Raw genomic sequence first — 24,672 nt, forward strand, 5'->3', positions numbered from 1 at the left:
ATGAGAGAAGGTTTGCCGTGCGCGCGGCGTGAAGGTGGTTTCACGCTGCTCGAAATGCTCGTGGTGCTGGTGATAGCAGGCTTGCTGGTGTCGCTTGCGTCGCTTTCGCTCACGCGCAATCCGCGCACGGATCTGAACGAAGAAGCGCAGCGGCTTGCGCTGCTGTTCGAAACGGCGGGCGACGAGGCTCAGGTGCGTGCGCGTCCCATCGCGTGGCAGCCGCTCGACAACGGCTTTCGCTTCGACGTGCACACCGACGACGGCTGGCGCCCGCTGCGCGACGACGACCTGCTCGGCCCGCGCCATTGGGAAGGCGGCGTGACGGGCGTTTCGATCGATTACCCGGGTTCGGATACGGGCGCGGACCGCATCGTGTTCGGCACCGAAAGCGTCGATGTGCCGGTGCGCGTCACGCTCTTTTCCGCAGCAGGCAACGCAACGATTGTCGGCACCGGCAACGGCCGCTACGAGGTGCATTGAGATGGCCGCTCCGGTTTGCCGCTGCACCCGTGGCGAAATGGATGGTGCGCTGCGCCCTGCCCTTCGCGTTCGTGCAGCGCGCGGCTTCACGATGATCGAAGTGCTGGTCGCGCTCGCCATCATTGCGGTGGCGCTCGCGGCATCGCTGCGCGCCGTGGGCAGTCTCGCGGCCGGCGAAGCGGACCTGCATCGGCGCCTGCTGGCGGGCTGGAGCGCGGACAACGCGCTCGCCCAGCTGCATCTCGCGCACGCGTGGCCCGAAGTTGGCGAGCAGAGCTTCGACTGCTCGCAGGGCAACCTGCAACTGCTTTGCACGGAACGCGTGAGCGCTACGCCGAACCCGGTGTTCCGGCGCGTGGAAGTGGCGGTGACGATGCCTGGGCACGACGGCAATCTTGCGCAAATGGTGACGGTGGTCGCGAATGAAACCAGCCGGCCGTTGTGATCCTGCCGGCCGCCGCGAGTGCCGCGACACGGCATCAGCGGCGCACGCCGGCCCGCGTGTTTCGCGCCGCGCTTCGCGGTGTAGTTCACGACGTACCGCACGACGTACCGCGCGCGGCTTCACGCTCATCGAGCTGCTCGTCGCCATCGCCATACTCGCGGTCATCGCGGTGTTGTCGTGGCGCGGGCTGGATCAGATTATCCGCGGCCGTCAGATCGTGACGAGTTCGATGGAGGACGAGCGCGTATTCGCGCAGTTGTTCGACCAGATGCGCATCGACGCCCGGCGCGCTGCTTCGGACGACGAAACGGGCGAAGCCGCGGTCTCCGTGAGCGGCGGCGCGCTGCAGATCGTGCGCAGCTTCGCGGTGCCCCAGGGCAACGCACCGCGGCTGCAGGTGGTGCGCTATCGCATCGCCAACGGTCGCGTGATTCGCTACGCGTCGCCGCCGCTCGCCAACGTGGGTGAACTGCGGCGCGCGCTACGCGGCAGCGAAACCGACGAGTGGAGCGCCGTGCCGCTGATGGGCGGCGTGGGCGCCATCAACGCGCGGCTGTTTGTGCCGAAGGTGGGCTGGACGACCCAGATGAAAGACGTGCAAAGCGCCATCACCGAGAACGACAACAACCTCAAGGTGCCGCAGCTCGGCAACGCGCCGCTGCCGCGCTCGGTGACGGGGCTCGAGGTGAGCATCGGCGCGGCGTCGCTGCAGCGGCCTGTGACGCGCGTGTTTCTGGTGGGAGAGTGACGATGCGTGCGCTCCACTCTCGTCGTCGTCTTCATGCCCGGCGCCAGCGCGGGGCCGCGATTATCAGCGCGCTGCTTGTCGTCGCGCTCTCGGCCATTCTGGTCTCCGGCATGTTGTGGCGGCAGCAGGTGCAGGTGCGTCGCATCGAAAACCAGCGTCTGCTCGCACAGGCGCAGTGGGTGGCGCGCGGCGCGACGGACTGGACACGGCTGATATTGCGCTCCGAAGCCGACACGTCCGCGGGCGTGACGTACCTGGGTGGCGTCTGGGGCGTGCCCATTGCGAAGACGCGGCTGTCGGACTTCCTCGGCCAGATCGGCGATGCCGGCGCGCAGCAGGGCGCGTCCACGTATCTGTCGGGGTCGATCGAAGACGCGCAGGCGCGCTTCAATCTGCGCGATCTCGTTTCCACGGCGACGCCCGGCGCGCTGCAACTCGACGTCCAGGAGATCCAGTCGTTCCAGAGGCTGCTCCAGATACTCGGCCTCAACGGGCAGTTGGCGAAGGCCGTGGCGCTACAGATGCGTGCGGGTCTCGCGCACTCGGCCACGCGCTTCCAGACGCAGACGGCGCCTGGCAGTACCACGGGACAATCGTCCACGCAGCAGCTTCAGAATCTGGCCGCGGGCGGCGCCACCGGTGGCACCAATTTCACCAACAACCCGGGCCTCGAGGACAGCAACGACAACAGCGCCGTCGCGCCGCTGCTGATGACGAGCGTCGATTCGCTGCTCGACGTACCCGGCTTCACGCGCGACACCGTCGAGCGGCTGCGTCCGTTCGTGACCGTGCTGCCCACCTCGACGGCCGTGAACATGAACACGGCGCCCGCCGAGGTGATCGCGGCCGTGGTGCCGGGCATGAACCTGTCGAGCGCGCAGGCGTTCGTGGCGCGCCGGCAGACGGTGTTTTTCCATAATGTCGGGGACGTGCAGCTTGCGCTGCGCGGTGCGGGCGTGGAGCAGACGGCCGTGGACCCCAACCAGTTCGACGTGAACACGAGTTATTTTCTGGTACATGGCCGCGTGCAGCACCAGCGCGCCGAGCTGGACCGCACCACGCTGATCTGGCGCGATCCGCTCACGCACACGACGCGCATTGTCTGGATACGAGACCAACTGTGAATATCGCCGGGAGAGGCCTTTGAGCACGCTGATTGTCCTGATGCCGCCACGAGATCCGGCCGTGCCCTCGCAGGAATGGCAACTGCCGGAGCTGCCTTTCCTGCTCGTCGACAAGGCGGGGCGCACGCAGCGGGCGGGCCGCTCAGCGCTTGCGCTGTTGCCGCGCGCCACGCAAACGGTGCTGATGATTGCCGCGCGCGACGTGCTGATGATTCCCGCCGCCGTGCCGCCGCTCAAGGGGCCGCGCCTGCGCCAGGCGCTGCCCAACGTGGTGGAGGACCACCTGATCCAGGACCCCCAGCATTGCCACCTCGCACTCGACCCGCAGCCGCTGCCGGACGGCCGGCAGATCGTGGCCGTGATCGACCGCGCGTGGTTTCGTTTTTTCGTCGACGCCTTCACGTCTGCCGGACATCGCAACCTGCACGCGGTGCCGGTGACGCGGTGCCTGCCGGCTGCGGGCGAAGCAGTGGCGCCCGGCGCGCCGGTTGCGGGTGAAGCCGCTGAGCCGGGCAAGACGGCGCAGGCGGGGCGCAGCGACGTAGGCGCAAGCGGTGCCGACACAGCGCTTGCCGAAGAAACCGCGCTCGATACGATTGCTGCGACGCCGGTGGTGGCCGCGCTGCTCGGTAAGGTCGCACAGGTTTCGGCCGCCCTTTTCACCGATGCGGCGGACGCCGAAACAGCCGCTATCACGGGAATCATCGCGGGCACCACCACGGCCGCCGCGCCGCGCGTGGAGCTTGCCGTGGCGCGTGGCGCGCAGGGCGAAGGCCTCGCCGTACCGGCCTCCAGCGCGGCGGCGACCCTCGACGCCCTCGCGGCCGGCGCGCCGCTCACCGTCTACACGTTGACGGACCTGCCGGGCGAACCGCAACTGGCTTCGTCGGCAGCGATGCCGCCCGTGCCCAACGCGCGGCCGCTCACGTTCGAAGCGCTCGCGCGCCGTGCGCCGGAAAGTCGCTTCGACCTGTGCCAGTTCGAGTTCATGGTGCAGCCGTGGCGGCTCGACCGCGCGACGCTGCGCCGCCTGAGGCTGCCGCTCGCGCTCGTGGCGGCATCGCTCGTGGCGGCGATCATCGGCGCGAACGTGCAGTGGCTCATGATGGCGCGCCAGCGCGACACGCTCAGCGCGCAGATGACCGAAACGCTGCTCAACGCGTTCCCGAAGACGACGGTCGTGCTCGACGCGCCCGACCAGATGTCGCGCCAGCTCCAGCAACTGCGTGTGGCGGCGGGCGAGCTGTCGCCCGCGGACTTTCTTTCGCTCTCCGATGGGCTCGCGCGTTCGCTGGGGCCGGTGCCCGTCAACGGCATTGCGGCGCTTGATTACCACGACCGTCGGCTCGACGTGACCTTCAAGCCCGAGGTCAAGGTGGACCCCGACTTCGGCAAACGGCTGGAACGCAACGGACTCTCGGGCGCCATCGATAGCAACACGGGCAAGTGGACCATCAGGAGCGGATCATGAAGTCGGCACTCGCAGAAGCCTGGGCCCGTTTCTGGGAAGTGCGCACGGCGCGCGAAAAGCAGCTCATCACGTGGGGCGGCGCAGTGCTGGCCGTGGTGATCGGCTGGTCGGTGTTGTGGTCGCCGGCCCAGGATGGCCGCGCGCAGCTGCGCGAGACGCTGCCCGCCATGCAGCGTCAGCTCGCGCAGATGACGGCGCAGGCCAACGAGGCGCGCACGCTCTCGGCCGCGGCGCAGGGCGTGGCGCCCACCGGCATCGCGCTGCGCGACGCCTTGTCCGCCTCGCTCAACGATCACGGCTTGCCGCCCGCGCAGGTGCAGGTGATCGGCAACGCAGTGCAGGTGCAGATGAAGAACGCACCGTTCCCGGCGTGGGTAGCCTGGCTCGACGACGCGCGCAAGCAGTTCAAGGTGCAGGTTTCCGAGGCCCACGTGACGGCGCTCAAGGCCGACGGCCAGGTGGACCTGACTGCGTCGCTACAGCCGCCGTCCGTCCATTGATGGCCGACGCACAGGATTTCGCATGAGCTTCTGGATGCGCCATGTGCGCGCCGCGCTGCCATGGCTCGTGGTGGCCGTGCTTTCGAGCAGCATCGTGCTGCTCGCCATGTTGCCGGCCGCGTGGATTGCGCCGCAGTTCGCGAAGGCCACGCACGGGCACGTGAACCTGGTGGAACCGGCCGGTTCGTTGTGGCACGGTTCGGCCTCGCTGATGCTCGCGGCCGGTCCCGACGAGACCGGCGCTACGGTGCTGCCGGGCCGCATCGAATGGCAGACGGCGTTCTGGCCGCTTTTCACGGGGCGCGTGCAGATGCGCATGCGCCAGAGCGAAGCGATGCCGGACCCGGTCACCGTGGATGCCACCACGCGTGGCGCCGTGCTTTCGGCGGGCGCGATGGCGGTGCCGGCTTCGCTGCTGAGCGGCCTGGGCGCGCCGTTCAATACGCTCGATCTGCAAGGCGACGTGCGGCTCGCCTGGACCGACTGGCGCACCTTCGGCAACGAAGCGTTCGGCCGTCTCACCATCACGCTCGACGACATGAGTTCGCGCGTGTCGCTCGTGAAGCCGCTGGGGACGTACCAGGTGGTGTTTCAGGCGCAGGGCGTTTCGTCGACGCTCGATCTTTCCACCTTGAAGGGTCCGCTCATGCTCGCGGGCCACGGCGTGGTGTCACCGGCGTCAACCTCGTTTCAGGGCACCGCGAGCGCGACGCCCGACCAGCGCGACAACCTGGCAGGTTTGCTGAATCTGCTGGGGCGGCCCACGGGGCCGGGAACGGTCGCGCTGGTGTTCTTCCGCTGACGGTTTTTCAACTCGCTGGGGTTTGGTCCGACGTTTGGCTCGGCGCTTGGCCCTGCGTTTGGCTCGACCCGGCGCCGGCTGGCGCGGCACCCGGAGATTGTTGCCCCGCCGCGGCCGGCGTCGAAGCCGGCGCGGCCGCGGGCGCCATCACGTCGCCCGTTTCGCGATCCATCTGCGCGACGTCCCAGCCGCCGCCCAGCGCCTTCACGAGTCCTACCGACGACACCATCCGCTGCCCCGCAAGGCTCGCCAGCTTCTGCTCGGCCGTGAACGCGGTGGTCTGCGCCGTGAGCACGTTCAAGTACGCCACGGTGCCCGCCTTGTACTCGTTCGTGATGATGTCGAGCGCGTGCTTCGCCGATTCCACCGCCTGCTGCTGCACGACGATTTCCTGCGCGAGGATGCGCTGCGACGCGAGGTTGTCTTCCACGTCCTGGAACGCGGCGAGCACCGCCTGGCGGTACGCAGCGGCCTGCTGGTCGTAGGCGGCGCGGGCGGCCTCCGTCTGCGCGCGGCGCAGGCCCGCGTCGAAGATCGTGCCGGCCAGCGACGGCCCGAGCGTCCAGAAGCGCGACGGCATGGAAAGCAGCTTCGAAAACACCGAGCTTTCGAAGCCGCCGCTTGCCGACAGCGTGAGCGACGGGAAATACGCGGCAATGGCCACGCCGATCTCCTCGTTCGCGGCGGCGGCCTTGCGCTCGGCCGACGCAATGTCCGGCCGACGTTCCAGCAGCGCCGACGGCATCTGCACGGGCACCTGCGGCGGCACGGCGTCGAGCGGCGCGGGCGGAATCGAGAACGTAGAGGCCGGTTCGCCCACCAGCACGGCGATGGCGTGCTCGTCCTGGGCGCGCGCCACGCCGTTGTCGATGGCCGATGCCTGAGCCGACTGCAACTGCGTTTGCGCCTGGATCACGTCGGCGCGGCCGGCCACGCCTTGCGCGTACTGGTTCTGCGTCAGTTGCAGGGAACGCTGGAAGGCGGCGACGGTGTCGTCGAGCAGCTTCTGCTGGGCGTCCAGCGAGCGCAGCGAGAAGTAGGTCTGCGCGAGCGTGGCCTGGGCCGAGAGACGCGCGTTTGCGAGGTCCGCAGCGGCGCTTTGCTGGCTCGCCTCCTGGGCGCCCACGGTGCGGCTTACCTTGCCCCAGAGGTCGGGCTCCCAGCTTGCGTCGAGCGAGGCGCTGTAGCTGTTGCTGATGACGCCCGAGCGGCCGCTAGAAAACGAACTGGACGAGCTGCTGGAACTCAGTGGCGAGCGCGAACGGCTCGCGCTACCCGACGCGGTGATCACGGGGAAATACGACGCGCGCGCCTCGCCGACGAGTGCCCGCGCCTGACGATACGCGGCCGCGAACTGGGCGATCGACTGGTTGTTGCGGTTGAGCTTGTCTTCCAGCGCGTTCAGCTGCGCGTCGTTGTAGATGGCCCACCAGTCGCCGCGGTCGTGCTGGTCGGCGGGCTGCGCCACTTTCCAGCCGTCGGGCGTTTCCTTGTAGGTGGCGGGAACGGCCGTGGCCGGACGGTGGTAGTCGGGGCCCACGGCGCAGCCGGCGAGCAGCGCGGCAGCGGCGGCGATGACCGCGAGCGTGGCAAGGTGCGGCTGGCCTGGTCGGCTGGACGGTCCGGAACCTGGCACCGCGGCAGACGCGCGCGTGATTCGATGAAACGGCATGCAATGAATTCCTGTCGATGCGGGCGGCGCGCATGCGGCGCCGGCCGGGCTTGCCGAATGCGGCACTGGCGTACCCGCCGCGCCCATGTTCGGCGAGGCCGGCACGTTCCGGCCGTTGCTGCATTCGATCGGGCAATGGTAGCGCAGCGCGCAGACCGGCGCGAAACCGCAAGGTTAATGCGGGGAAGGTGAAGGATGTGTTACCGGCGCTGGTCCGACGATTACTCGTCGTTACGGCCCGCCGACCGCCGCGCATGGGGCGTGGCCGCACGGCAGGCGGGCGTTTTGCCGGCACCGGCGGGGCATGGCTCGCCGCGGCGCGCCTCGCGCTGCCGCCGTCGTTCGGCCCAGGCAAAGAACAACACCGCCAGCGAGCCGCCCGGCAACACGAACATCGCCGCGTACAACGCGATCTTCCACCAGCGCACCGGCTTCTGGAGCGACTCCAGCGCGATGTCGGTGAGAGAGCGGCCAAGGCCGCCGAGAGCGTTTTTCAGGTACGGCATGGCGAACATCCTTGCACGCGCGGGCCAATCGGGTGCGCGTAATTGATTGCCTTCAATAATATTGACTATGCAATTAATTTGCAACATACTCTGCGCCAAATCAGGTGACGTGTTGTTCTCTGCGGAACTTTGTCGATGAGCGATGGCCCTTACGACCCGGCTGACATCAACCTCGAGTCGAGTCTCGGTTACTACCTGTCCAAGGCCCGCAACGTTCTTGGGCAGCGGATGGACCGCGCGCTCGAGCCGCTTGGGCTGACCGCTTCTCAGATCGGCGTGATGCTGTTGCTGCTGTGGCGCCGCGCGAATACGCCGTATGACCTGTCGCGCGAGCTTTCGTACGACAGCGGGTCGATGACGCGCATGCTGGACAGGCTGGAGAAGAAGGGCCTCATCGCGCGCAGCCGGAGCAGTACGGACCGGCGCGTCGTGGAGCTGGCGCTCACGGCACCCGGCGAGGACGCGGCCCGGCAACTGCCGGCCATCATCGCGCGCGTGCTCAACGAGCAACTGCGCGGCTTTTCGCAAGAAGAAGTGACACAGCTGATGGGCCTGCTTGCGCGGTTCATCGCCAACGCGCCCGACGTGGACACGGGCGGCTGCCCCGCAGCCGCCGGGAAAGATTCGCATTGATGACGTAACGGCGGTGCGCGATCACACCTCAGCGCGCCGTATTGCCGGAATTTATCTGTCTGGGCAGAAAGTGTTGTTGCATGGATGCAGCGCCGCTCACGCGGCCTGAATTCATGACATGACAGGATTCTGCCGGGCCAACGAGAGACTGGACCATGAACGCAACCGCTTCATCCGCCCTGCCCGCGCCCGCGGAACCCGCGCCGCTCTCCGGCGGCACACTCGCCCTGCTGACTGTCGGGCTCGCGCTCGGCACCTTCATGGAGGTGCTCGATACCTCGATTGCGAACGTCGCGGTGCCCACCATTTCGGGCAACCTCGGCGTGGCGAACAGCGAAGGCACGTGGGTGATTTCGTCGTACTCGGTGGCTTCGGCCATCGCCGTGCCACTCACCGGGTGGCTCGCGCGCCGCGTGGGCGAAGTGCGGCTCTTCACCCTCTCCGTGTTGCTCTTCACGCTGGCTTCGGCGGCGTGCGGGTTTGCCTCCAACTTCGAGACGCTGATCGCGTTCCGGCTCGTGCAGGGTCTCGTTTCGGGGCCGATGGTGCCGCTCTCGCAGACTATCCTGATGCGCTCGTATCCGCCCGAGAAACGCGGTCTCGCGCTCGGGCTATGGGCGATGACGGTGATCGTCGCGCCCATCTTCGGGCCCGTGATGGGCGGCTGGATCACGGACAACTACACGTGGCCCTGGATCTTCTACATCAACATGCCCATCGGCATCTTCTCCGCGACCTGCGCGTTTTTCCTTCTGCGCGGACGCGAGACGAAGACGACGAAGCAGCGCATCGATGCCGTGGGTCTCGCGCTGCTGGTGATCGGCGTGTCGTGCCTGCAGATGATGTTGGACCTCGGCAAGGACCGCGACTGGTTCAGTTCGAAGTTCATCGTGGCGCTCGCCATCATCGCGGTGGTCGCAATCGCGTTCATGCTCGTATGGGAAATGACCGAAAAGGAGCCGGTGGTCGACCTCTCGCTCTTCAAGGACCGCAATTTCGCGCTCGGCGCGTTGATCATCTCGTTCGGCTACATGGCGTTCTTCGGCTCGGTGGTGATCTTTCCGCTGTGGCTTCAGACGGTGATGGGTTACACGTCCGGCCTCGCGGGGCTTGCCACCGCGCCGGTGGGGCTGCTCGCGCTCGTGCTCTCGCCCATGATCGGACGCAACATGGACCGGCTGAACCTGCGCGTGGTGGCGTGCTTCGCGTTTCTCGTGTTCGCGTTCGTCTCGTATTGGAACGCGAGCTTTACCCTCGACGTGCCGTTCGACAAGGTGATCTTGCCGCGGCTCGTGCAGGGTATCGGCGTGGCGTGCTTTTTCGTGCCGATGACAACGATCACGCTGTCGAGCGTGCCCGATGAGCGGCTCGCAAGCGCCTCGGGGCTATCGAACTTCCTGCGCACGCTTTCCGGCGCAATCGGCACGGCGATCAGCAATACGTTCTGGGAAAACGACGCGATTCGCCACCACGCAGTGTTGACCGAATCGGTGAGCGTCTATTCGCAGACCACGACTTCGTTCAGCAACGCGCTCGCGAGTCTGGGCGTTGCGGGCCAGAGTGCGAATGCGCAGATTGACCAGATCATCACGCAGCAGGGCTACATGATGGCGACCAACGACTTTTTCCGGATCTCGTGCGTCGCCTTTCTGGTGCTGGCGGGGCTGGTGTGGATTACGCGGCCGAAGAAGGGCGCGGCCGCGTCCATGGGGCATTGATGGGGCGCGCGGCCTCGAGCGTTGAATGAAGCGCTTGATCGGGCGTGCTCACTGAGGCTCGAGGCCGTCCCGCCTCTATTGCGAGACCGGAGAACTGTCTGACGATGCCGCTGGTGCCGCGGCCGGTTGATCGGGCAACGCGCCGGGCTTCTGCGTGGCCGCTGGCGCAGGTGGCGTGGCGGGCATGCCCGGTCCGCTGCCCCGCACGTAGGCTTTGAAGTCGGCGCCTGCGTTCCATGGGTCGGGCTTGCAGCCGAGCGAACTGTCGCAATGCGCGGCGAAGCCGATCGTCATGCTGCCGTCGGGGTTCGGCGTTTTCGTGATCTCGAATGCAAGCGCGCGACGGCCGCCATCGGGCCCAGCGGTCTGGATCAGCGAGTCGTTGACCGTTTGCAGCTCGTATTTCGAGTGGTCCTTCACCCAGGTCTGGGCCCGTTGCCACCAGGCATCGCATTGAGACTTGCTCGTGCATGTGAGCGGCGTGGTGGCGATCTGCATCACTTCAGGCTTGACCTCGCCGCGCGTGGTGCATGCGGCTGCGGCAACGCACAGCAAGGCCGGAAAGATTCGTTTCATTGCGTTCATGCCCTCCCTGAGCGGAACGGCGAGCCGCGCTGGCGCGGGTTCGCGGCTGGTGCCGATTGAGGCCAGGCAAGGCCAACCAGGGTCAGCCGAGTGGCGCTCGTGTTCTTGAAAGTTGGACTGCGCGAAGGCGCGTGCGTTTCATGCGAAGCGGTTGATGGGCGCTTCGCCGCACGATGGATGCCGCGAAGCACATGGCGGCATGCTGTGCGGCGCCCCGCTAGACGCTGAAGCGGTTCAGCGTGTACGCGCGATAAGCGGCGACGAAAGCATCGAACGAGCCTGCTTCCTCGCGCTCCATCTTTGCCTGTTCCTCGATGGACTGCGCCGCCAGCGCCTCGAATTGCGCGGTCGCGGCGGCATCGAGCGGTCTTGCGCGGAAGAACGCCGCGTGCTGCTCGCTTTGCGCGAGGCTGAATTGCAGGAAGCCTTGTTGCTGCTCACGCATGGCGTGCAAGACGCGCGCCGATGGCGTGAGCGACGCGTCGGCGAGTTTCGCGCGCTGCATGGCTACGGCGCGCGCGTGTTCGTCGCTGCCGGCTGCTGCGTCGAGCGTGGCCGCGGCGAGGTCGATCTTCGAGAGCAATTCGGCGGCCCAGTCCTGCATGGAAACCGCCTTGCCGTCGCGCGTGAGTTCGAGCCCAGGCTTGCGACCTTCCATCGTTACGCGCCCGAAGTTGCGGTTCGCCTCGGCATAGGCTTCGGGTGGCAACGGCGCGCTATCGTCCAGCACGCACGCAAGCAGGTACGCGTCCAGAAAACGCGCCGTGGGAAGTGCAATGCCGACAGGCTCGAACGGATCGATGTCCATGCAGCGCACTTCGACGTACTGCACGCCGCGAGAGGCAAGCGCGTGAAGCGGACGCTCGCCGGGATACGTAATGCGCTTCGGACGGATCGTCGAGTAGAACTCGTTTTCGATCTGCAGCACGTTCGTGTTGATCTGAATCCATTCGCCGTCGCGATGCGTGCCGATGGCTTCGTACGGCGGATACGGTTGGCTCACCGCTTCGGTGAGTGCATCCAGGTAGCCTTGCAGCGTGTCGTAATCGGCATGCAGCGCGGCTTGTCCCGTGGTGTTCGAGTAACCGAGATCGCTCATGCGCAGGCTCGTCGCGTAGGGACGATAGAGCGTGTGGGCGTCGAACGTTTCCAGCGTATGCGGACGGCCGCGCAGGAAGCGCGCATCCAGCGCCGGCGACGCGCCGAACAGATACATGAGCAGCCAGCTCGTGCGGCGGAAGTTGCGGATCAGCGCGAAGTAGCGCTCGGACTGGTAATCGACGGCCGTTGCCGTGGATTGGTGATGCGCGTGCAGCAGGCGCCACACTTCTTCGTTCAGCGAATAGTTGTAGTGGATGCCTGCGATGCATTGCATCGTGCGCCCGTAGCGCAACGCGAGGCCCACGCGATACACGTACTTGAGCCTGCCGATGTTCGAGCTGCCGTAACGCGCGATGGGAATGCCGTCGTCGGTATCGGGCAAGAGGCCCGGCATCGAACTGTTCCACAGAATCTCGTCGCCAATCGAGGCGTACACGAAGCGATGCAGTTCGTCGAGGCGCGCGAGCGTGTCGGCGGCGTCGTGTTCGGCGGGCGTGATGAGTTCGAGCAGCGCTTCCGAGTAGTCCGTGGTGAGCGACGGATGCGTGAGCGCCGAGCCGAGCGCCGCCGGGTGCGGCGTCATGGCGAGCCGGCCGTCGTGCGTGACGCGCAGGCTCTCTTTTTCGATGCCGCGCAAGCCGCGCGTGAGCGCGCTGCGCTGCGGCCCGGCACTCAGCACGGAGAGGCGCTGCGAGAGAACGTCGTTCGTGCGGATGGAGGTCGTGTCTGGCATTGAGTCGGGTCAGGCAGGTACCGTCCGTGCGCGGTTCGCGTCGTGATTGCGAGGCTGCGGCGGGCGGTAAATTTTTCGGTAGCGGGCACTTTAACATCTCGCCACGCGCCCTGCTTGGCGTGCCCTCGTGGGCGGTCGGTGCCGTGTGTTGCATGCTCTGGCGGCCATGCCGGAGCGGTCCGACCTCGCTTGTTGCCCTTACCTTTGCCGCGGTTTTTGCCTTGTTTTACAGGCCGGTTCGCGTTTCGTGCGAATCCGTGCGACTCCATGCGATAGATGCCAGTAGCGCTTCATCTGTAACTGCCGCGCTTGCACACACACGCGCCTTGGCCTTCAACCGCCGCGCGCCGCGCCCGCCCGGTCTGCCACCTCGTTCCACAGATGAAGGGCCGCGTAGGCGCGCCACGGCCGCCACGCGTCGGTGCGCGCACGCTGCTGCGTGGCGCGCGCGAGCGACGGGTCGCGTGCGGCAATCGACTGCATCAGCACGAGGTCCGTGGCGGGCCATGCGTCGGGGTCGCGCCAGGCCCGCATGGCGACGTACTCCACGGTCCACGGACCAATGCCGGGCAACGCGAGCAGCGCCGCGCGCAAGGCGGCGGCGTCGCGCGTGGCGACCGCCGTATCGTCGATGGGCACGTCGCCCGATGCCACCGCCTGCGCGAAGCCCTGCAACGCGGCGACGCGCTTGCCGGGCATGCCGATCTTGTCGAGGTTGGCGGCGGCGAGCGCGGTGGGCGTCGGAAAGCGCCATGCCGTGCTTTCGTGGGGATGATCGTGGATGCGGCAACCGGCGCGCTGCACGAGCCGTCCGATGATCGTCGTTGCGGCTTTTACGCTCACCTGCTGGCCGACGATGGCGCGCACCACGAGTTCGAAGCCCGACCACGCGCCCGGCACGCGCAGGCCGGGCGCGGCATCGACGAGCGGCGCGAGCCAGGCGTCGGCGCCAAGGTGTGCGTGGATCTGCGCCGGGTTCGCACGCAGGTCGAACATGCGGGCGATGGGCGCGGCGAGCGCGTCTGCGTGACGGCTCGCCGCGCCTTCGATCGTCGCGACGACGCAGCGTTTGCGCGGGTGTTGGCGCACGGTGAGCGTGCCTTCGGCGCCGTGCCATTCGATGGCGCGGCGGTACGCGCCGTCTTCGACTGCTTCGACACCCAGCGTCGCGCGGCCGGCGAAGAAGCGCAGTAAGCGCGGCCAGTCATAAGGCGCCTTGAACGGCAGCTCCAGTGTGGCTTTTCCCGTTTCAGCGGAAGTAGCCGACGTCGTGGACGGGATGGCGGCGCTCAAGCGGCGTGATCCCAGGAAGCAGGCTCGGTGACTGGATTGCCGCCCGCCTTTGCCACCGACTTGCTCGCCGGATCGCCGTTCCCCCTGCCCGCTGCCGTGGCCGGCTGCGCTGCGCCGTGCGAGGCCTCGGCGGCGAGCAATGCGGCTTTGCGCTGCAATCCCCACCGGTAACCCGCGAGCGCGCCACCCTTTTGCACCACGCGATGACACGGGATGGCCAGCGCCACCGGATTCGACGCGCACGCGCTTGCCACCGCGCGCACCGCGCGAGGCGCGCCCACAACCTCGGCAATCTGCGAGTAGCTGCGTGTTTCGCCGTACGGAATGCGCTGGAGGGCGTCCCAGACGCGTTGTTGAAACGCGGTCGCGGCGATGTCGAGGGGCAGCTCGACACGTTCCTGCTCGCCGCCCAGGTACGCTTCGACCCGGGCGATGAAAGGCGCGATGCGCGCCGCGTCTTCGGCCAGCCTGGCGTTCGAGAACTCGGCGCGTAGCTCGTCGGCAAGCGCGGCCGGCTCGTCGCCGAACGCGATCCGGCAAATGCCTTTGTCCGTAGCGGCGACGAGCACGTAACCGAGGGCTGTCAGCGCGCTCGCGTAGCGCACGACGAGCCCGGCGCCCTTGCGCCGGTACACGGACGGCGTCATGCCGAGTTCGGCGCCGGCGCTGTCGTACAGCCGCGATGGCGAGCCGAAGCCTGCATCCACGCTCGCCCGCGTCACGCCGGTACCCCGCTGAAGCGCGTCGCGCAACGCGGCGGCGCGGCGCGCGGCCTGATATTGCCGCGGCGACACGCCCACCACCCGCTTGAACAGCCGCTGAAGATGGAACGGGCTCAAGTGCACGGCGTCGCTCAATTGCGCGAGCGTGAGGCGCTCGTGCGCGGCGGCGTCCAGCACGGCGCACGCGCGATTGACGACCTCCAGCTCGCGCGGCAGACCGCCCGGCTGGCAGCGCTTGCATTCGCGGTAGCCGGCGGCGCGTGCAGCGTCGGCAGACGTGAAGAACTGGACGTTTTCCCGCCGCGGCAGGCGCGAGGCGCACGACGGACGGCAGAACACGCCCGTGGTCCGCACGCCATAGAAAAAGGCGCCGTCGGCTTCGGCGTTGCGCCGGGTAATGGCGTCCCAGCGCTCGGTATCGGTTGTATCGGTTGTATCGGTTGCCCAGGCTGTTTTCATCTCAAAGCCCCTGCAATGTGTTTGGACGCTTCCAATGTAGCGGCGGCGCGTTGGCGGTACGCTCCGGTTCTTGCGGTTTCATTGCCGCGCCGGCCCGGTTCCCTCGGACTAGTCGGACGGTCGCTGTGTGCAAAGTGCGACAAATCGACATCGTTACGGGTTTTCCCTTAAAAAAACATTGCGTCGCACCAACCCGTTGTGTATATTGGTCTCTGTCTCCTCCATGTCTCCTCCTGATATGGATTAAGCCCGCTCACTTGAGTGGGCTTTTTTTCGTCCATAGGTTTAAGGAAAGGCTCGCGGGCCGGTTCGGCCGGGTTTGCGCGGGCCGACTCTTTCCTCCCCGGTAGCGCCTCATCGTACCCGCTGGCTGCCGTTGGCGCTCGGCGTCGCGGCCTGCGCCGCCGTCACTGGCCCGTGCCTTTGCGCCTCGCCGTGTCCCGGATCGCGCGGCCTGTGCCACCGTTCCGCCCGTCCCCTACACTGCCGTTATCGGCCGCGAACGTGCAGGAGGCTTTCCGATGAAGATCCACATCCGCGAGATCGACCATGTCGTGATCCGGGCCGCCAATCTGGATGCGCTGGCGCGGTTCTACTGCGACGTGCTCGGCTGCTTCGTCGAAAAGGAGCAGCGCGATCTGGGGCTCGTACAGTTGCGTGCGGGGCGCTCGCTGATCGACCTGCTGCAGGTGGGCGCCAGGATCGACCGCCCTGAAAGCGGCACGCCGGGCGTCGGTCGCAATATGGACCATCTGTGTCTGCGCATCGAGCAGTTCGACGCCGAGGCGCTCGTGGCGCATCTGAAGGCGGGCGGCGCCGAAGTGGGCGCCCAGGGCGTGCGTTACGGCGCGGACGGTTACGGCCCGTCGCTCTATCTGTTCGATCCGGAAGGCAACATGGTGGAGCTCAAGGGGCCGCCCGACGACGCGCTGACCACTTCGCTCTAGGTTTGGGCCGCGCGGCCGCCCTCGCCGGCTATGCCGCGTTCGCCGGCGCCTTCAACACCGTCCAGTCGACTGCCACCGGCTCGGTCGTCGCGCTGCCAAGCCATGCGGTGCCGTCCTGCACGGTGCATTGGAGGCGCATGGTGCGCTCCGCGAGCGCGCCAAGCGATGCCGCGACGCCCTCGCCCAGCGACCAAACCGTCACGTTGCGAAGCCGGTCTAGCCGCGTCTGGACGCCCTGCCACCAGATATCCGAAGTACGGCCGCCGTAGGCGATCACGACTACGTCCTCGGCACGGCCGCAGGCCTTGGCGATGCGCCGCTCGTCGGGCTGGCCGACCTCGATCCATCGTTCGATGGCGCCCGTCAGATCCTTTTGCCAGAGGTCCGGCTCGTCCGTGTCCGAGAGACCTTTACAGAATTCGAGCCGTTCCTGCGCGAAGAGCGCGAACGCGGCGATGCGCACCATCATGCGTTCGTCCGTTTCCGAAGGATGCCGCGCGATGGTGAGCGCGTGATCGGCGTAGTAATGGCGGTCCATGTCCGCGATCTGGAGTTCGGCCTTGTATATCGTCGATTTGAGCGCCATGGAGTATCCCGGACCCGTAAAAACGGGCCGTCTTATTTCGAGCCTTTGGAGCACGATTGACCGGCGCGACAGCGTGCGTTTCATGTAGTGAGAAAAGCACGCGTTGTTCCCGGCCCAACGATGGAGGCGATCGCAGCGCGTCGCCCTTCATGAAGACGACGTTCGATCATTCAGACTGAACGCCGGCGCGTGATGATACCGGACGCTTTGCCGTCGCGCCGCGCGCCTTTCCGTTATTGCTCACGGCGAGATAGCGATTTGTGGGTTGCGCGACGCCGTGCGATCTGGCGGGTTGCCAGTCGGCAGAGGATGGACAAAAACAAACGGCCTGGCGCAATGGCCAGACCGTTCGTCACTGCTCGCCGCCCGTGCGCGCCCTCCGCGGCGCTCCTGGGCGCCGCTTCGCGCTCGTACAGCGAACGACAGCTGCGTTATTGCTTGATGAACCTGTCGTTTGTCCAGAGACCTTGCTGGTCGGTGTTGCCCGCGTTCACGAATTCCACTTCATGGCCGACAACCTGCACGACGCGGAATTGCTGGTTTTCCGGGGTGGACAGGCATTCGAAGCCGGAGAAGAACTCCTGCATCTTTTGCTGTTCGCCCGCCCGCTGATGGTCGTTGACCGCGTCGAGCTTGTCCCGCGAAAGACAGCCGTAGGAGCCTGGCTTGAACTGAATGGTTTGTTGCGGCCTGACTACCGTGTCCTGCGCCTGTACGGCGGAAACGGCAACGAGTCCCGCTGCTGCGACAATCAAACCGGCTAGCATCTTCATATTCGCCTCCTGCGGGTAATTTGCTCAGGTTAGCTATGTATTTAACTTCAAAGGAATTCCCGCAGCTTTCAATTTAGAAGAAGCGCAAAAGACTGCAAGCACATCTTGTGTGCGTTCGCAACAGTGGCGAATTGTCGCACCCTATGCGACGTATCGAAGCAGCCGCACATGCTGGCCGGAGAAGGGAAGCGATAGCCTTGCGTTCCGCCGGAGCTGCCTTCTGACGCTTGCGCTATAAGGCTGTGCGTGATCCAAACCGTTAACCTGATAATCCAGTTAAGTGATTTACTAAATCGCAAGAGAAAATGACGCGCCGCACCTAAAGTCACATGAATGGGATGTGAAACGCGCGTCATAGGCGTCTCATAACGCATCGGATGCAGAATAAAAAGGATGCCATATCGTCGGTTTTATGACGTCAGCCCGATAAATTGGCGGTAAACGAATGCAGTCGGGAATGCCAATAACGAGGGTTTACCCGTTCGTTCCATGTTTGGCCTTGCCGGCCGTCTGGTGTACTTGCGCACGCCGCGGCTTCGTGGATAAATCAAACGTCTTCCCCGGAGATTTTCATGACCCTCGCTCACTGGCTTCCTTTTGCCATCGCGTCCGCCATTCTCATCGCCATCCCAGGCCCCACCGTCTTGCTCGTTATTTCATATGCACTCGGCCATGGCCGACGCTATGCGCTCGCCACCACGGCCGGTGTCGCGCTCGGCGATCTCACTTCGATGACGGCGTCCATGCTCGGACTTGGCGTCCTGCTTGCCGCGTCCGCGACGCTGTTCACCGCGCTCAAGTGGGTAGGTGCTGCTTATCTGGTGTATCTGGGCATCAAGCTGTGGCGCGCGCCGGCCGCGCCTGCGGTCACAACGGAAAGCGGTGCGCCCGCCGACGGCATGCCGGCCCCTGCCGAAACGCGCACGGGCCGCATCTTTGCCCATGCGTACGCGGTCACTGCGTTGAACCCGAAGAGCATCATCTTCTTCGTCGCATTCGTGCCGCAGTTCCTCGACGCCCACGCGCCAACGTGGCCGCAGATCGTCGTCCTCGAAGCGACGTTCGTCACGCTGGCTACGGCCAATGCCTTTGCTTACGCCATGCTCGCCTCGGCGGCCCGCAGCGCGATTCGCAGCGCACAGGTTCAGCGCGTGGTGAACCGCACCGGCGGCACGCTGCTGATCGGTGCCGGGCTACTGGCAGCGGTGTGGAAAAAGTCGGCGGCCTGAACAAGGGGCGCTGACGTTTCACCTGGCAGCGCGCACGCAGATCCGATGGGACCATCAGTCGCCGCGATAGACATTCGCCGTACGACGTACCGTGCGTCTTCAACACATTCAATCAAGGGGAGGGAGCCGGTTCGGCGCGAACTTCCCGCCGCGCCGTGAAGGCCCGCCCAGCCAATAACCGCGCGGCTTGCCGGCCGTTTGACAGGACGACCACAAGCCGCGCCGCGCCTGCCCGATTGTCTGCAATGCGTGTTTGCCCACGATGCAATTCGCCGGCGGCCGTCTAGAATGAAAATCACGGCTCCTCTGCGATCAGGAGGCTATCGTGATCGAGCATCTGGTACTGGGCGCGTTTCTCATCGTGCCGTTGTTAATCGTTGCGTTCCTGTTTTCGGACGAGCTCTGGCAGGAACATCGGCAACGTGTTGTCCACGATACGGAGCAGCGCCGTATCGACTGGCGGCATCCTGTTCGCAGTCTCATTCACCACTGACTCCGCTGCGTCTCATCAGATCGTTGTATGAGGGAAGGAGGCGCTCGTGTTGTTCGAGTTCTCCTGGATGACGTACTTCCTCGCGCTGTTTGCGCTCATGGTGCTCAGCATCGCGCTGACCACACTGTGCGGAACGGTGCCGCCACGCCAACGCAATGGCTCGCCGCACCGCGAGGCCGACGGGCACGATGCCGGGCACGCCCGACAAAGTGCGCGTCACGGTTAATTCTCAAGGCTGCTCTTACGAGTTCGCACAGCGGCAAGAGTTGGCAAGGTCTTCACTCTCGTTTTCCTCCTGGCGTGCCAGTACGATAGGCGCGCACGCTCGCGGCATGCCCGCCCGGCGGCACACCGCGTCACACTCATGGGCCGTTGCTTCGCTCAGGTGAGACGGGTCGCTTCTTTCCCATCCACACGCGGCAGCACAGGCAGCACGAAGCGCAGCATGACCACCTTAATGACGGTTTCCCTGATCGACGAAGACGGGCGCATCTCGATGAACTGCCAGCGCGCCGATGCCGCTATGCCGCTCGCGGCCGAGCACGTCGAACGGCTTATCGAAGGTCTTGGCCTGCTGCGGGAACAACTGCAGCCGCCGGTGCGCACGCGTGACCCCATCGCAGGCGAGCAGGTGCAGGCACAGCTTGATCCGAGGTGGTGGGTCGCGCCGGAGATGTTCGTGGGCGGCGCGCTGCTGCAACTGCGCCACACACGTTTCGGTTGGCTTGCATTCGCGTTGCCGCTGCAAAGCCTGCGCGACCTCCACAAGTCGCTGGGCGATCTGCTTGCTTTTTCCGAGCAGCAGGCCAGGGCGCAAAAGGTGAATTGAAGGAATGTCTACAGCCCACGCCGGCTGCATGAAGAAACAAAGCTGCGGCAGGGAATTCACGTAATGTGCGGTCCCTATTGGCGTGATGGCGCTCTTGTCCGATGATTCGCCCACAATACCGAAAAGCCATAGACGTCTAGACCACCAGTTTCGTTACGGGGCAAGTCATGCTGACCGCAGTCCTGATTGCGTCGCCGATCGCTATCGGCGCGCTTGTCGCCTTTGCATCTTTCGTCGATCCCAGAAGCGGACACTTCCGCCGACGTTAGGCACGATCAAATGCGCGTGCCTGGCTGTTGCCCACGCAGCGCGCTTTTGTGGCGAGCATCGGCGCGTTGCCGATGCCCCTTGGCCTCATTGGGATTAGCGGCCGTGCCAGCCATGTCCGCCGCCGAAGCCGATACCGACGTCGATCGACGGCCCGTAGTAGTAACCGGGCGCATAGCCGTAGTACGCGGGCGCCGGTGCGTAGCCGTAGTAGCCGGGCGGGGCCACGACGCAGCCCGCGAGTCCCGCCGCCAGCATGAGAACCGTCAGTAGCCTCACCATGATGCGTGCTCCTCATTGAGTCATGGAGGGCGAGAATAGCGCCTTCGCGCTGTAGTAGTTGTGTCCGAAAATTACCGTCCGTACGGTTTCTGACCGCCCGCCGAGGCCGTGGCGCCAAGGCCTCCATCACGACCGCGACGTTCCCTTTGTAGCGCCTCGTTTCCATTTTTCCGCGGTTGTGTTTCGGCTTTTGCGCGGCGCTTTGTCTTTCTGACAATTCGATGAGCTATCGCGCTGCGGTGACGCTCTTGTGAGCCTCGGCATCGCTTGCCCGACAGCTTATTTCCCAATACAAAACCGACTAAAAATCACACCCAGCAAATCGTCGGAAGTGAATTCGCCGGTGATCGAATTCAGCTGTTCCTGGGCAAGGCGCAGTTCCTCGGCGAAGAGATCCAGTGCCTGGGCGTTCTGGTCGGCGTGCATGGTTGCCTGTTCGAGATGCTGGGCTGCTGCGCGCAGTGCGATCAGATGGCGTTCGCGGGCAAGGTACACGCTTTCGGCGCCGGCTTGCCAACCTGCAATGCGCAGCAACTCCGCGCGCAACAGCGAAACGCCGTCGCCTTGCTTTGCCGAGAGCCGCACCTCGCACAAGTCGCCTTCGGCGGCGGGGTCCAGCCGGTTCACGGCCGGCTCCTTACCCGTGAGATCGCTCTTGTTGAGTACGCGGATGACCGGCACCGCGGCCGGGAACCGCGTCGCGATGGCGCGATCTTCATCGGTCATGCCGACGCGCGCATCGAGCAGGTGCAGCACCACGTCGGCGCGTTCGATCTCGCTCCACGTGCGCTCGATGCCGATCTTCTCCACCTCGTCCTCGGTCTCGCGCAGCCCTGCGGTGTCGATCACATGGAGCGGAATGCCTTCGATCTGAATGGTCTGCGAAACCTTGTCGCGCGTGGTGCCGGCAATCGGCGTGACGATGGCGAGTTCCGCGCCCGCCAGTGCGTTCAGCAGCGACGACTTGCCGACGTTCGGCTGCCCCGCGAGCACCACCGATAATCCCTCGCGCAGAAGCGCGCCTTGCCGTGCCTCAGCGAGCACGTGGGCGAGCTGCTCGCGGATGCGAGCGAGCTTGCCGAGTGCGTCCGCGGCTTCGAGAAAGTCGATCTCTTCCTCGGGGAAATCGAGTGTCGCTTCGACGAGCATGCGCAACGCGATGACGTCCTCGACGAGCGCGTGGATATCGCGCGAAAACGCGCCCTCGAGCGAACGCCCGGCCGACCGCGCGGCCGCTTCCGTGCTGGCCTCGATCAGGTCGGCCACGGCCTCGGCCTGGGCCAGGTCGAGTTTGTCGTTGAGAAACGCGCGGCGCGTGAATTCGCCCGGTTCGGCGAGGCGCAGCGAGAATTCGCGGCCTGCGTCGATGCATCGCTGCAGCATCAGCTGCAGCACGATGGGGCCGCCGTGCCCTTGCAGTTCCAGCACGTGCTCGCCGGTGTACGAGTGCGGCGCGGGGAAGTACAGCGCGATGCCGCGGTCCAGCGCATTGCCGTTTGCATCGAGGAAGGGCACATAGCTCGCGTGACGAGCCGCGAGCGTTTGCCCGGCGATGGCCTGCATCAGCAACTGGGCGGCGGCCTCGCCGGCGCGACCGAACGAGACGCGCACTACGCCGATTCCGCCGCGCCCCGGCGCAGTGGCAATGGCGACGATTGGATCGGAATCGGTGGCGAGCATGGTGGCGAATCAGAGCGAAAACGGTGGAGCGGCGAACTGCGGGTTGGGTATGGCGGCTTCAAGCATAGAGCGCCCGGCATTGTATCGCGCACGCCGTTGAGGCCAGGAACGCGAAGTGCGCGCTTGGCGAATCGACCATGTCGAATATCTAATGGTGATCCGATATCTCGAATTAGCTAATGCATTTTGGGACGAAATTGCATGGACGACTTTGTCTCTTCGTGACGAGATCGGCCATCCGCAAGGCTCGGCGAGGATTGGCCAGTTGAATCCAGTTTGCATCAAAGAATCGTCAAATCAGGCTATATATAGCGTAAATGCACTAAATATAGCCTGGCCGGTTGTTAGCACCATATGAGGCGGATTGCACAATCGCGCCATGCCAACGCCCGAAGAAAAAGCCGCTTTTACCGAACGACTCAAGTTCGCGATGAAGCGCGCGCCCGAAAAGCTTCGCGGCGGTACTGACCTCGCGATGCATTTCAACCTGCGCTATCACGGTGAGCCAGTATCGCCGCAAACGGCCCACAAGTGGCTGACCGGACGCACGATTCCAAAGGAAGACAAACTCCGCACGCTCGCTGAATGGCTGAGTGTCGATCTGCATTGGCTGCACTACGGACCGCCCTCGGGCAGCGCGGGCTCGACAACAGTGCCGAAGCCACGGCCCCGCGACGAAAAGTATCCGCTCTCGCCCGAAGCACTGGAACTGGCGTCGAAGATCGAAGCGCTGTCGCCGCATCATCGCTATCTCCTGGAAGAACTCATTTCGGAGTTCTACGGCAACGCCGGCAAAAGCTGAGCGGCGGAAGCTGGCTGGCTCGAACTGGCACGCGGTTGGCCGCCCAGGCTAGCGCGACGGCGACGCGACGAGCCAAAAGAAAAAGCCGCCCGGTTTGATAGCCGGGCGGCTTTTTTTGCGACGCGTGCGGCGATCAGGCCGCCTTCTTCTTCTGACCCATCATGCGCGTGATGTACCACTGCTGCGCGATGGAAAGCACGTTGTTCACCACGTAGTACAGCACGAGGCCGGCAGGGAAGAAGAAGAACATGACCGAAAAGGCGATCGGCATGAACATCATCATCTTGGCCTGCACGGGGTCTGGCGGCGTGGGGTTGAGCTTCGTCTGCAGGAACATCGAGATGGCCATCAGCACCGGCAGGATAAAGTACGGGTCCTGCTGCGAGAGGTCGTGAATCCACAGAACCCACGGCGCGCCGCGCATTTCCACCGACGAGAGCAGCACCCAGTACAGCGAAATGAACACCGGAATCTGGATCACCACCGGCAGGCAGCCGCCGAACGGATTGACCTTCTCGGTCTTGTAGAGCTCCATCAGCGCGGCGTTCATCTTTTGCGGGTCGCTCTTGAAGCGTTCGCGCAGCGCCTGCATGCGCGGCGTGATCTCCTTCATGCGCGCCATCGACTTGTAGCTCGCCGCCGAAAGCGGGAAGAACACGGCCTTGATGAGCACGGTGAGCAGCACGATCGCCCAGCCCCAGTTGCCCACCACGCTGTGAATCTTTTCGAGCAGCCAGAAGAGCGGCTTCGCGATGATCGTGACCCAGCCGTAGTCCTTCACGAGTTCGAGGCCAGGCGCGATGCCTTCGAGCATGCGCTCTTCTTCGGGACCGGCGAACAGGCGTGCCGACACGTCGGCCGACTGCCCCGGCGCGATGGTCGCCACCGGCTCCTTCACGCCCACGCGATACAGCGTCGGGTCGATCTTCTCGACGTACATGTCACGCTTCGCGCCTTGCTTGGGAATCCACGCGGTCGCGAAGTAGTGCTGCACCATCGCGACCCAGCCGTTGTCAGACGAGCTCGCGTAGTCCTGCTTGTTCTTGTCGATGTCGCTAAACGAGATCTTCTGGAAGTGATGCTCGTTCGTGTAGACCGCCGGTCCGATGAACGTGTGCGAGAAGCGCGGCGTTTCCACGGGCTGACTGTCGCGCACCAGTTCCATGTAGAGCGTCGGCGTGACGGGCGCAGTGCCGACGTTGTCGATCTTCGTGTCCACACCGATCACGTAGCTGCCGCGCGTGAACGTGTACGTCTTCACGACCTTCACACCGCCTTTCACGGGCGACTCGAAGCTCAGCTGGAACGAATTCGCGTTGCCGGTGAGCTCGCGCGGACCAGCGGCCGGTGTGAAGACGTCGTTGTGGTTCGGGAAGTCGCCGCCCAGGAGACCCGTGCGGGCCAGATACGTGTGGTCCTTCGTGTGGTCGAAGAGCGTGATGTACTGGTTCGGCTTGCCGTCTTCTTCCTTCACGAGCGAGAGCTTGGCCAGCGTGCCGCCGCGCGTGTCGATCTCGCCGTCATAGACGTCGGTGCGGAAATGCACGAGCTGCGCCTGCGCGGCCGGCGCCGTGTTCGCGGGTGCGGCGCCGCTGGCAGCCGGCAGTGCCTGCGCGGCTTCCGGCGTGGCCGACGCCGCAGCGGCGCCGGAGGCTCCGCTTGCAGCGGTCTGGGTAGGCGTCGCGCTCGGGAAGAACATCGACGGGCGTCCATGGTCGCGTTGCCAGTTGTCGAACAGCATGACCGCTGACATGAAGAAGATGACCCATAGGACGGTGCGTTTGATATCCAT

General features: G+C 65.4%; 26 protein-coding genes. 15 read left to right on the forward strand and 11 right to left on the reverse strand.

Features of this window, described 5'->3' with window-relative positions; translation table 11 throughout:
- From PXJ20_RS02620 to PXJ20_RS02650, 7 genes are read left to right on the forward strand one after another with little or no spacing between them, the layout of a single operon-like run.
- Entirely contained in the window at window positions 1-480 is a 480-nt protein-coding gene (locus PXJ20_RS02620) for a GspH/FimT family pseudopilin (RefSeq protein WP_233411849.1), read from the forward strand.
- Window positions 481-517: 37 nt separating this feature from the next.
- A complete protein-coding gene (gene gspI, locus PXJ20_RS02625) occupies window positions 518-925 on the forward strand; it encodes a type II secretion system minor pseudopilin GspI (protein WP_421030961.1) in 408 nt (135 codons plus the stop codon).
- Window positions 903-1,673, forward strand: a complete 771-nt coding sequence (locus PXJ20_RS02630) for a PulJ/GspJ family protein (RefSeq protein WP_421030115.1) — start codon at window positions 903-905, stop codon at window positions 1,671-1,673. Before gspI ends, PXJ20_RS02630 begins: the two co-directional genes overlap by 23 nt.
- A gap of 2 nt (window positions 1,674-1,675) precedes the next feature.
- On the forward strand, window positions 1,676-2,797 hold the full coding sequence (gspK, locus tag PXJ20_RS02635; protein WP_199544431.1) for a type II secretion system minor pseudopilin GspK: 1,122 nt from the start codon (window positions 1,676-1,678) through the stop codon (window positions 2,795-2,797).
- A gap of 19 nt (window positions 2,798-2,816) precedes the next feature.
- Window positions 2,817-4,268: a type II secretion system protein GspL gene (gene gspL, locus PXJ20_RS02640; protein ID WP_421030116.1), complete on the forward strand. Its 1,452-nt coding sequence runs from the start codon at window positions 2,817-2,819 to the stop codon at window positions 4,266-4,268.
- Window positions 4,265-4,768: a type II secretion system protein M gene (locus PXJ20_RS02645; protein ID WP_413212788.1), complete on the forward strand. Its 504-nt coding sequence runs from the start codon at window positions 4,265-4,267 to the stop codon at window positions 4,766-4,768. The genes gspL and PXJ20_RS02645 overlap by 4 nt, the downstream gene beginning before the upstream one ends.
- Before the next feature lie 22 nt (window positions 4,769-4,790).
- Window positions 4,791-5,570: a type II secretion system protein N gene (locus PXJ20_RS02650; protein WP_421030117.1), complete on the forward strand. Its 780-nt coding sequence runs from the start codon at window positions 4,791-4,793 to the stop codon at window positions 5,568-5,570.
- A 7-nt stretch (window positions 5,571-5,577) separates the two neighbouring features.
- Here the strand turns inward: PXJ20_RS02650 and PXJ20_RS02655 are convergent, their stop codons facing one another.
- Both PXJ20_RS02655 and PXJ20_RS02660 read right to left on the reverse strand, forming a co-directional pair.
- Window positions 5,578-7,242: an efflux transporter outer membrane subunit gene (locus PXJ20_RS02655; protein WP_421030118.1), complete on the reverse strand. Its 1,665-nt coding sequence runs from the start codon at window positions 7,240-7,242 to the stop codon at window positions 5,578-5,580.
- Window positions 7,243-7,463: 221 nt separating this feature from the next.
- On the reverse strand, window positions 7,464-7,835 hold the full coding sequence (locus PXJ20_RS02660; RefSeq protein WP_411829031.1) for a hypothetical protein: 372 nt from the start codon (window positions 7,833-7,835) through the stop codon (window positions 7,464-7,466).
- 48 nt (window positions 7,836-7,883) lie between these two features.
- On the opposite strand from PXJ20_RS02660, the gene PXJ20_RS02665 reads away from it, so the two are divergent.
- Together PXJ20_RS02665 and PXJ20_RS02670 are read left to right on the forward strand one after the other, a co-directional pair.
- Window positions 7,884-8,381 (forward strand): MarR family winged helix-turn-helix transcriptional regulator, encoded by a 498-nt coding sequence (locus PXJ20_RS02665; protein ID WP_413212791.1) that lies wholly within the window; start codon window positions 7,884-7,886, stop codon window positions 8,379-8,381.
- Between the two features lie 155 nt (window positions 8,382-8,536).
- Window positions 8,537-10,099 (forward strand): DHA2 family efflux MFS transporter permease subunit, encoded by a 1,563-nt coding sequence (locus PXJ20_RS02670; RefSeq protein ID WP_421030119.1) that lies wholly within the window; start codon window positions 8,537-8,539, stop codon window positions 10,097-10,099.
- 75 nt (window positions 10,100-10,174) lie between these two features.
- Here PXJ20_RS02670 and PXJ20_RS02675 read toward each other — a convergent pair whose 3' ends face one another.
- The 4 genes from PXJ20_RS02675 to ada all read right to left on the reverse strand — a co-directional run bounded on the left by PXJ20_RS02675 (window position 10,175) and on the right by ada (window position 14,992).
- Complete coding sequence (locus PXJ20_RS02675; RefSeq protein ID WP_017772297.1) at window positions 10,175-10,675, reverse strand: hypothetical protein; 501 nt, start codon at window positions 10,673-10,675, stop codon at window positions 10,175-10,177.
- A 226-nt stretch (window positions 10,676-10,901) separates the two neighbouring features.
- Window positions 10,902-12,518, reverse strand: a complete 1,617-nt coding sequence (gene gshA, locus PXJ20_RS02680) for a glutamate--cysteine ligase (protein WP_421030120.1) — start codon at window positions 12,516-12,518, stop codon at window positions 10,902-10,904.
- 333 nt (window positions 12,519-12,851) lie between these two features.
- A complete protein-coding gene (locus PXJ20_RS02685; protein WP_421030121.1) occupies window positions 12,852-13,811 on the reverse strand; it encodes a DNA-3-methyladenine glycosylase family protein in 960 nt (319 codons plus the stop codon).
- The gene (gene ada, locus PXJ20_RS02690) at window positions 13,808-14,992 is read right to left on the reverse strand and encodes a bifunctional DNA-binding transcriptional regulator/O6-methylguanine-DNA methyltransferase Ada (RefSeq protein WP_421030122.1); all 1,185 of its coding nucleotides are present in this window, start codon (window positions 14,990-14,992) and stop codon (window positions 13,808-13,810) included. The genes PXJ20_RS02685 and ada overlap by 4 nt, the downstream gene beginning before the upstream one ends.
- A gap of 521 nt (window positions 14,993-15,513) precedes the next feature.
- Between ada and PXJ20_RS02695 the strand changes: the two genes are divergently transcribed.
- Window positions 15,514-15,939 (forward strand): VOC family protein, encoded by a 426-nt coding sequence (locus PXJ20_RS02695; RefSeq protein ID WP_017772301.1) that lies wholly within the window; start codon window positions 15,514-15,516, stop codon window positions 15,937-15,939.
- Between the two features lie 28 nt (window positions 15,940-15,967).
- On the opposite strand, the gene PXJ20_RS02700 is transcribed toward PXJ20_RS02695, so the two are convergent.
- Both PXJ20_RS02700 and sap1 read right to left on the reverse strand, forming a co-directional pair.
- Window positions 15,968-16,525 (reverse strand): YaeQ family protein, encoded by a 558-nt coding sequence (locus tag PXJ20_RS02700; RefSeq protein WP_126878950.1) that lies wholly within the window; start codon window positions 16,523-16,525, stop codon window positions 15,968-15,970.
- 431 nt (window positions 16,526-16,956) lie between these two features.
- Entirely contained in the window at window positions 16,957-17,298 is a 342-nt protein-coding gene (gene sap1, locus PXJ20_RS02705) for a surface attachment protein Sap1 (RefSeq protein WP_017772303.1), read from the reverse strand.
- Window positions 17,299-17,870: 572 nt separating this feature from the next.
- Between sap1 and PXJ20_RS02710 the strand changes: the two genes are divergently transcribed.
- The 4 genes from PXJ20_RS02710 (at window position 17,871) to PXJ20_RS02725 (ending at window position 19,849) form a co-directional block, all read left to right on the forward strand.
- Complete coding sequence (locus PXJ20_RS02710; RefSeq protein WP_017772304.1) at window positions 17,871-18,527, forward strand: LysE family translocator; 657 nt, start codon at window positions 17,871-17,873, stop codon at window positions 18,525-18,527.
- Window positions 18,528-18,852: 325 nt separating this feature from the next.
- Window positions 18,853-19,020, forward strand: a complete 168-nt coding sequence (locus PXJ20_RS02715) for a hypothetical protein (RefSeq protein ID WP_017772305.1) — start codon at window positions 18,853-18,855, stop codon at window positions 19,018-19,020.
- Window positions 19,021-19,066: 46 nt separating this feature from the next.
- On the forward strand, window positions 19,067-19,246 hold the full coding sequence (locus PXJ20_RS02720) for a hypothetical protein (RefSeq protein WP_421030123.1): 180 nt from the start codon (window positions 19,067-19,069) through the stop codon (window positions 19,244-19,246).
- A gap of 219 nt (window positions 19,247-19,465) precedes the next feature.
- Window positions 19,466-19,849, forward strand: coding sequence for a hypothetical protein (locus PXJ20_RS02725; RefSeq protein ID WP_199544417.1), 384 nt, complete (start codon window positions 19,466-19,468; stop codon window positions 19,847-19,849).
- Window positions 19,850-20,212: 363 nt separating this feature from the next.
- Here PXJ20_RS02725 and PXJ20_RS02730 read toward each other — a convergent pair whose 3' ends face one another.
- Together PXJ20_RS02730 and mnmE are read right to left on the reverse strand one after the other, a co-directional pair.
- Window positions 20,213-20,398: a hypothetical protein gene (locus tag PXJ20_RS02730; protein ID WP_017772308.1), complete on the reverse strand. Its 186-nt coding sequence runs from the start codon at window positions 20,396-20,398 to the stop codon at window positions 20,213-20,215.
- Between the two features lie 279 nt (window positions 20,399-20,677).
- Window positions 20,678-22,078: a tRNA uridine-5-carboxymethylaminomethyl(34) synthesis GTPase MnmE gene (mnmE, locus tag PXJ20_RS02735; RefSeq protein WP_421030124.1), complete on the reverse strand. Its 1,401-nt coding sequence runs from the start codon at window positions 22,076-22,078 to the stop codon at window positions 20,678-20,680.
- A 379-nt stretch (window positions 22,079-22,457) separates the two neighbouring features.
- Between mnmE and PXJ20_RS02740 the strand changes: the two genes are divergently transcribed.
- On the forward strand, window positions 22,458-22,880 hold the full coding sequence (locus PXJ20_RS02740) for a transcriptional regulator (protein ID WP_421030125.1): 423 nt from the start codon (window positions 22,458-22,460) through the stop codon (window positions 22,878-22,880).
- A 133-nt stretch (window positions 22,881-23,013) separates the two neighbouring features.
- Here PXJ20_RS02740 and yidC read toward each other — a convergent pair whose 3' ends face one another.
- Window positions 23,014-24,672, reverse strand: coding sequence for a membrane protein insertase YidC (gene yidC / locus PXJ20_RS02745; protein WP_421030126.1), 1,659 nt, complete (start codon window positions 24,670-24,672; stop codon window positions 23,014-23,016).

It is taken from the genome of Paraburkholderia sp. A1RI_3L (assembly GCF_048957895.1).
GTDB lineage: Bacteria > Pseudomonadota > Gammaproteobacteria > Burkholderiales > Burkholderiaceae > Paraburkholderia > Paraburkholderia kururiensis.

Coding starts and splice junctions, on each gene's coding strand:
- PXJ20_RS02620 (WP_233411849.1), top strand. CDS start 1: ATGAGAGAAGGTTTGCCGTGCGCGCGGCGTGAAGGTGGTTTCACGCTG.
- gspI (WP_421030961.1), top strand. CDS start 518: ATGGATGGTGCGCTGCGCCCTGCCCTTCGCGTTCGTGCAGCGCGCGGC.
- PXJ20_RS02630 (WP_421030115.1), top strand. CDS start 903: ATGAAACCAGCCGGCCGTTGTGATCCTGCCGGCCGCCGCGAGTGCCGC.
- gspK (WP_199544431.1), top strand. CDS start 1,676: ATGCGTGCGCTCCACTCTCGTCGTCGTCTTCATGCCCGGCGCCAGCGC.
- PXJ20_RS02645 (WP_413212788.1), top strand. CDS start 4,265: ATGAAGTCGGCACTCGCAGAAGCCTGGGCCCGTTTCTGGGAAGTGCGC.
- PXJ20_RS02650 (WP_421030117.1), top strand. CDS start 4,791: ATGAGCTTCTGGATGCGCCATGTGCGCGCCGCGCTGCCATGGCTCGTG.
- PXJ20_RS02655 (WP_421030118.1), bottom strand. CDS start 7,242: ATGCCGTTTCATCGAATCACGCGCGCGTCTGCCGCGGTGCCAGGTTCC.
- PXJ20_RS02660 (WP_411829031.1), bottom strand. CDS start 7,835: ATGTTGCAAATTAATTGCATAGTCAATATTATTGAAGGCAATCAATTA.
- PXJ20_RS02665 (WP_413212791.1), top strand. CDS start 7,884: ATGAGCGATGGCCCTTACGACCCGGCTGACATCAACCTCGAGTCGAGT.
- PXJ20_RS02670 (WP_421030119.1), top strand. CDS start 8,537: ATGAACGCAACCGCTTCATCCGCCCTGCCCGCGCCCGCGGAACCCGCG.
- PXJ20_RS02675 (WP_017772297.1), bottom strand. CDS start 10,675: ATGAAACGAATCTTTCCGGCCTTGCTGTGCGTTGCCGCAGCCGCATGC.
- gshA (WP_421030120.1), bottom strand. CDS start 12,518: ATGCCAGACACGACCTCCATCCGCACGAACGACGTTCTCTCGCAGCGC.
- ada (WP_421030122.1), bottom strand. CDS start 14,992: ATGAAAACAGCCTGGGCAACCGATACAACCGATACAACCGATACCGAG.
- PXJ20_RS02695 (WP_017772301.1), top strand. CDS start 15,514: ATGAAGATCCACATCCGCGAGATCGACCATGTCGTGATCCGGGCCGCC.
- PXJ20_RS02700 (WP_126878950.1), bottom strand. CDS start 16,525: ATGGCGCTCAAATCGACGATATACAAGGCCGAACTCCAGATCGCGGAC.
- sap1 (WP_017772303.1), bottom strand. CDS start 17,298: ATGAAGATGCTAGCCGGTTTGATTGTCGCAGCAGCGGGACTCGTTGCC.
- PXJ20_RS02710 (WP_017772304.1), top strand. CDS start 17,871: ATGACCCTCGCTCACTGGCTTCCTTTTGCCATCGCGTCCGCCATTCTC.
- PXJ20_RS02725 (WP_199544417.1), top strand. CDS start 19,466: ATGACCACCTTAATGACGGTTTCCCTGATCGACGAAGACGGGCGCATC.
- PXJ20_RS02730 (WP_017772308.1), bottom strand. CDS start 20,398: ATGGTGAGGCTACTGACGGTTCTCATGCTGGCGGCGGGACTCGCGGGC.
- mnmE (WP_421030124.1), bottom strand. CDS start 22,078: ATGCTCGCCACCGATTCCGATCCAATCGTCGCCATTGCCACTGCGCCG.
- PXJ20_RS02740 (WP_421030125.1), top strand. CDS start 22,458: ATGCCAACGCCCGAAGAAAAAGCCGCTTTTACCGAACGACTCAAGTTC.
- yidC (WP_421030126.1), bottom strand. CDS start 24,672: ATGGATATCAAACGCACCGTCCTATGGGTCATCTTCTTCATGTCAGCG.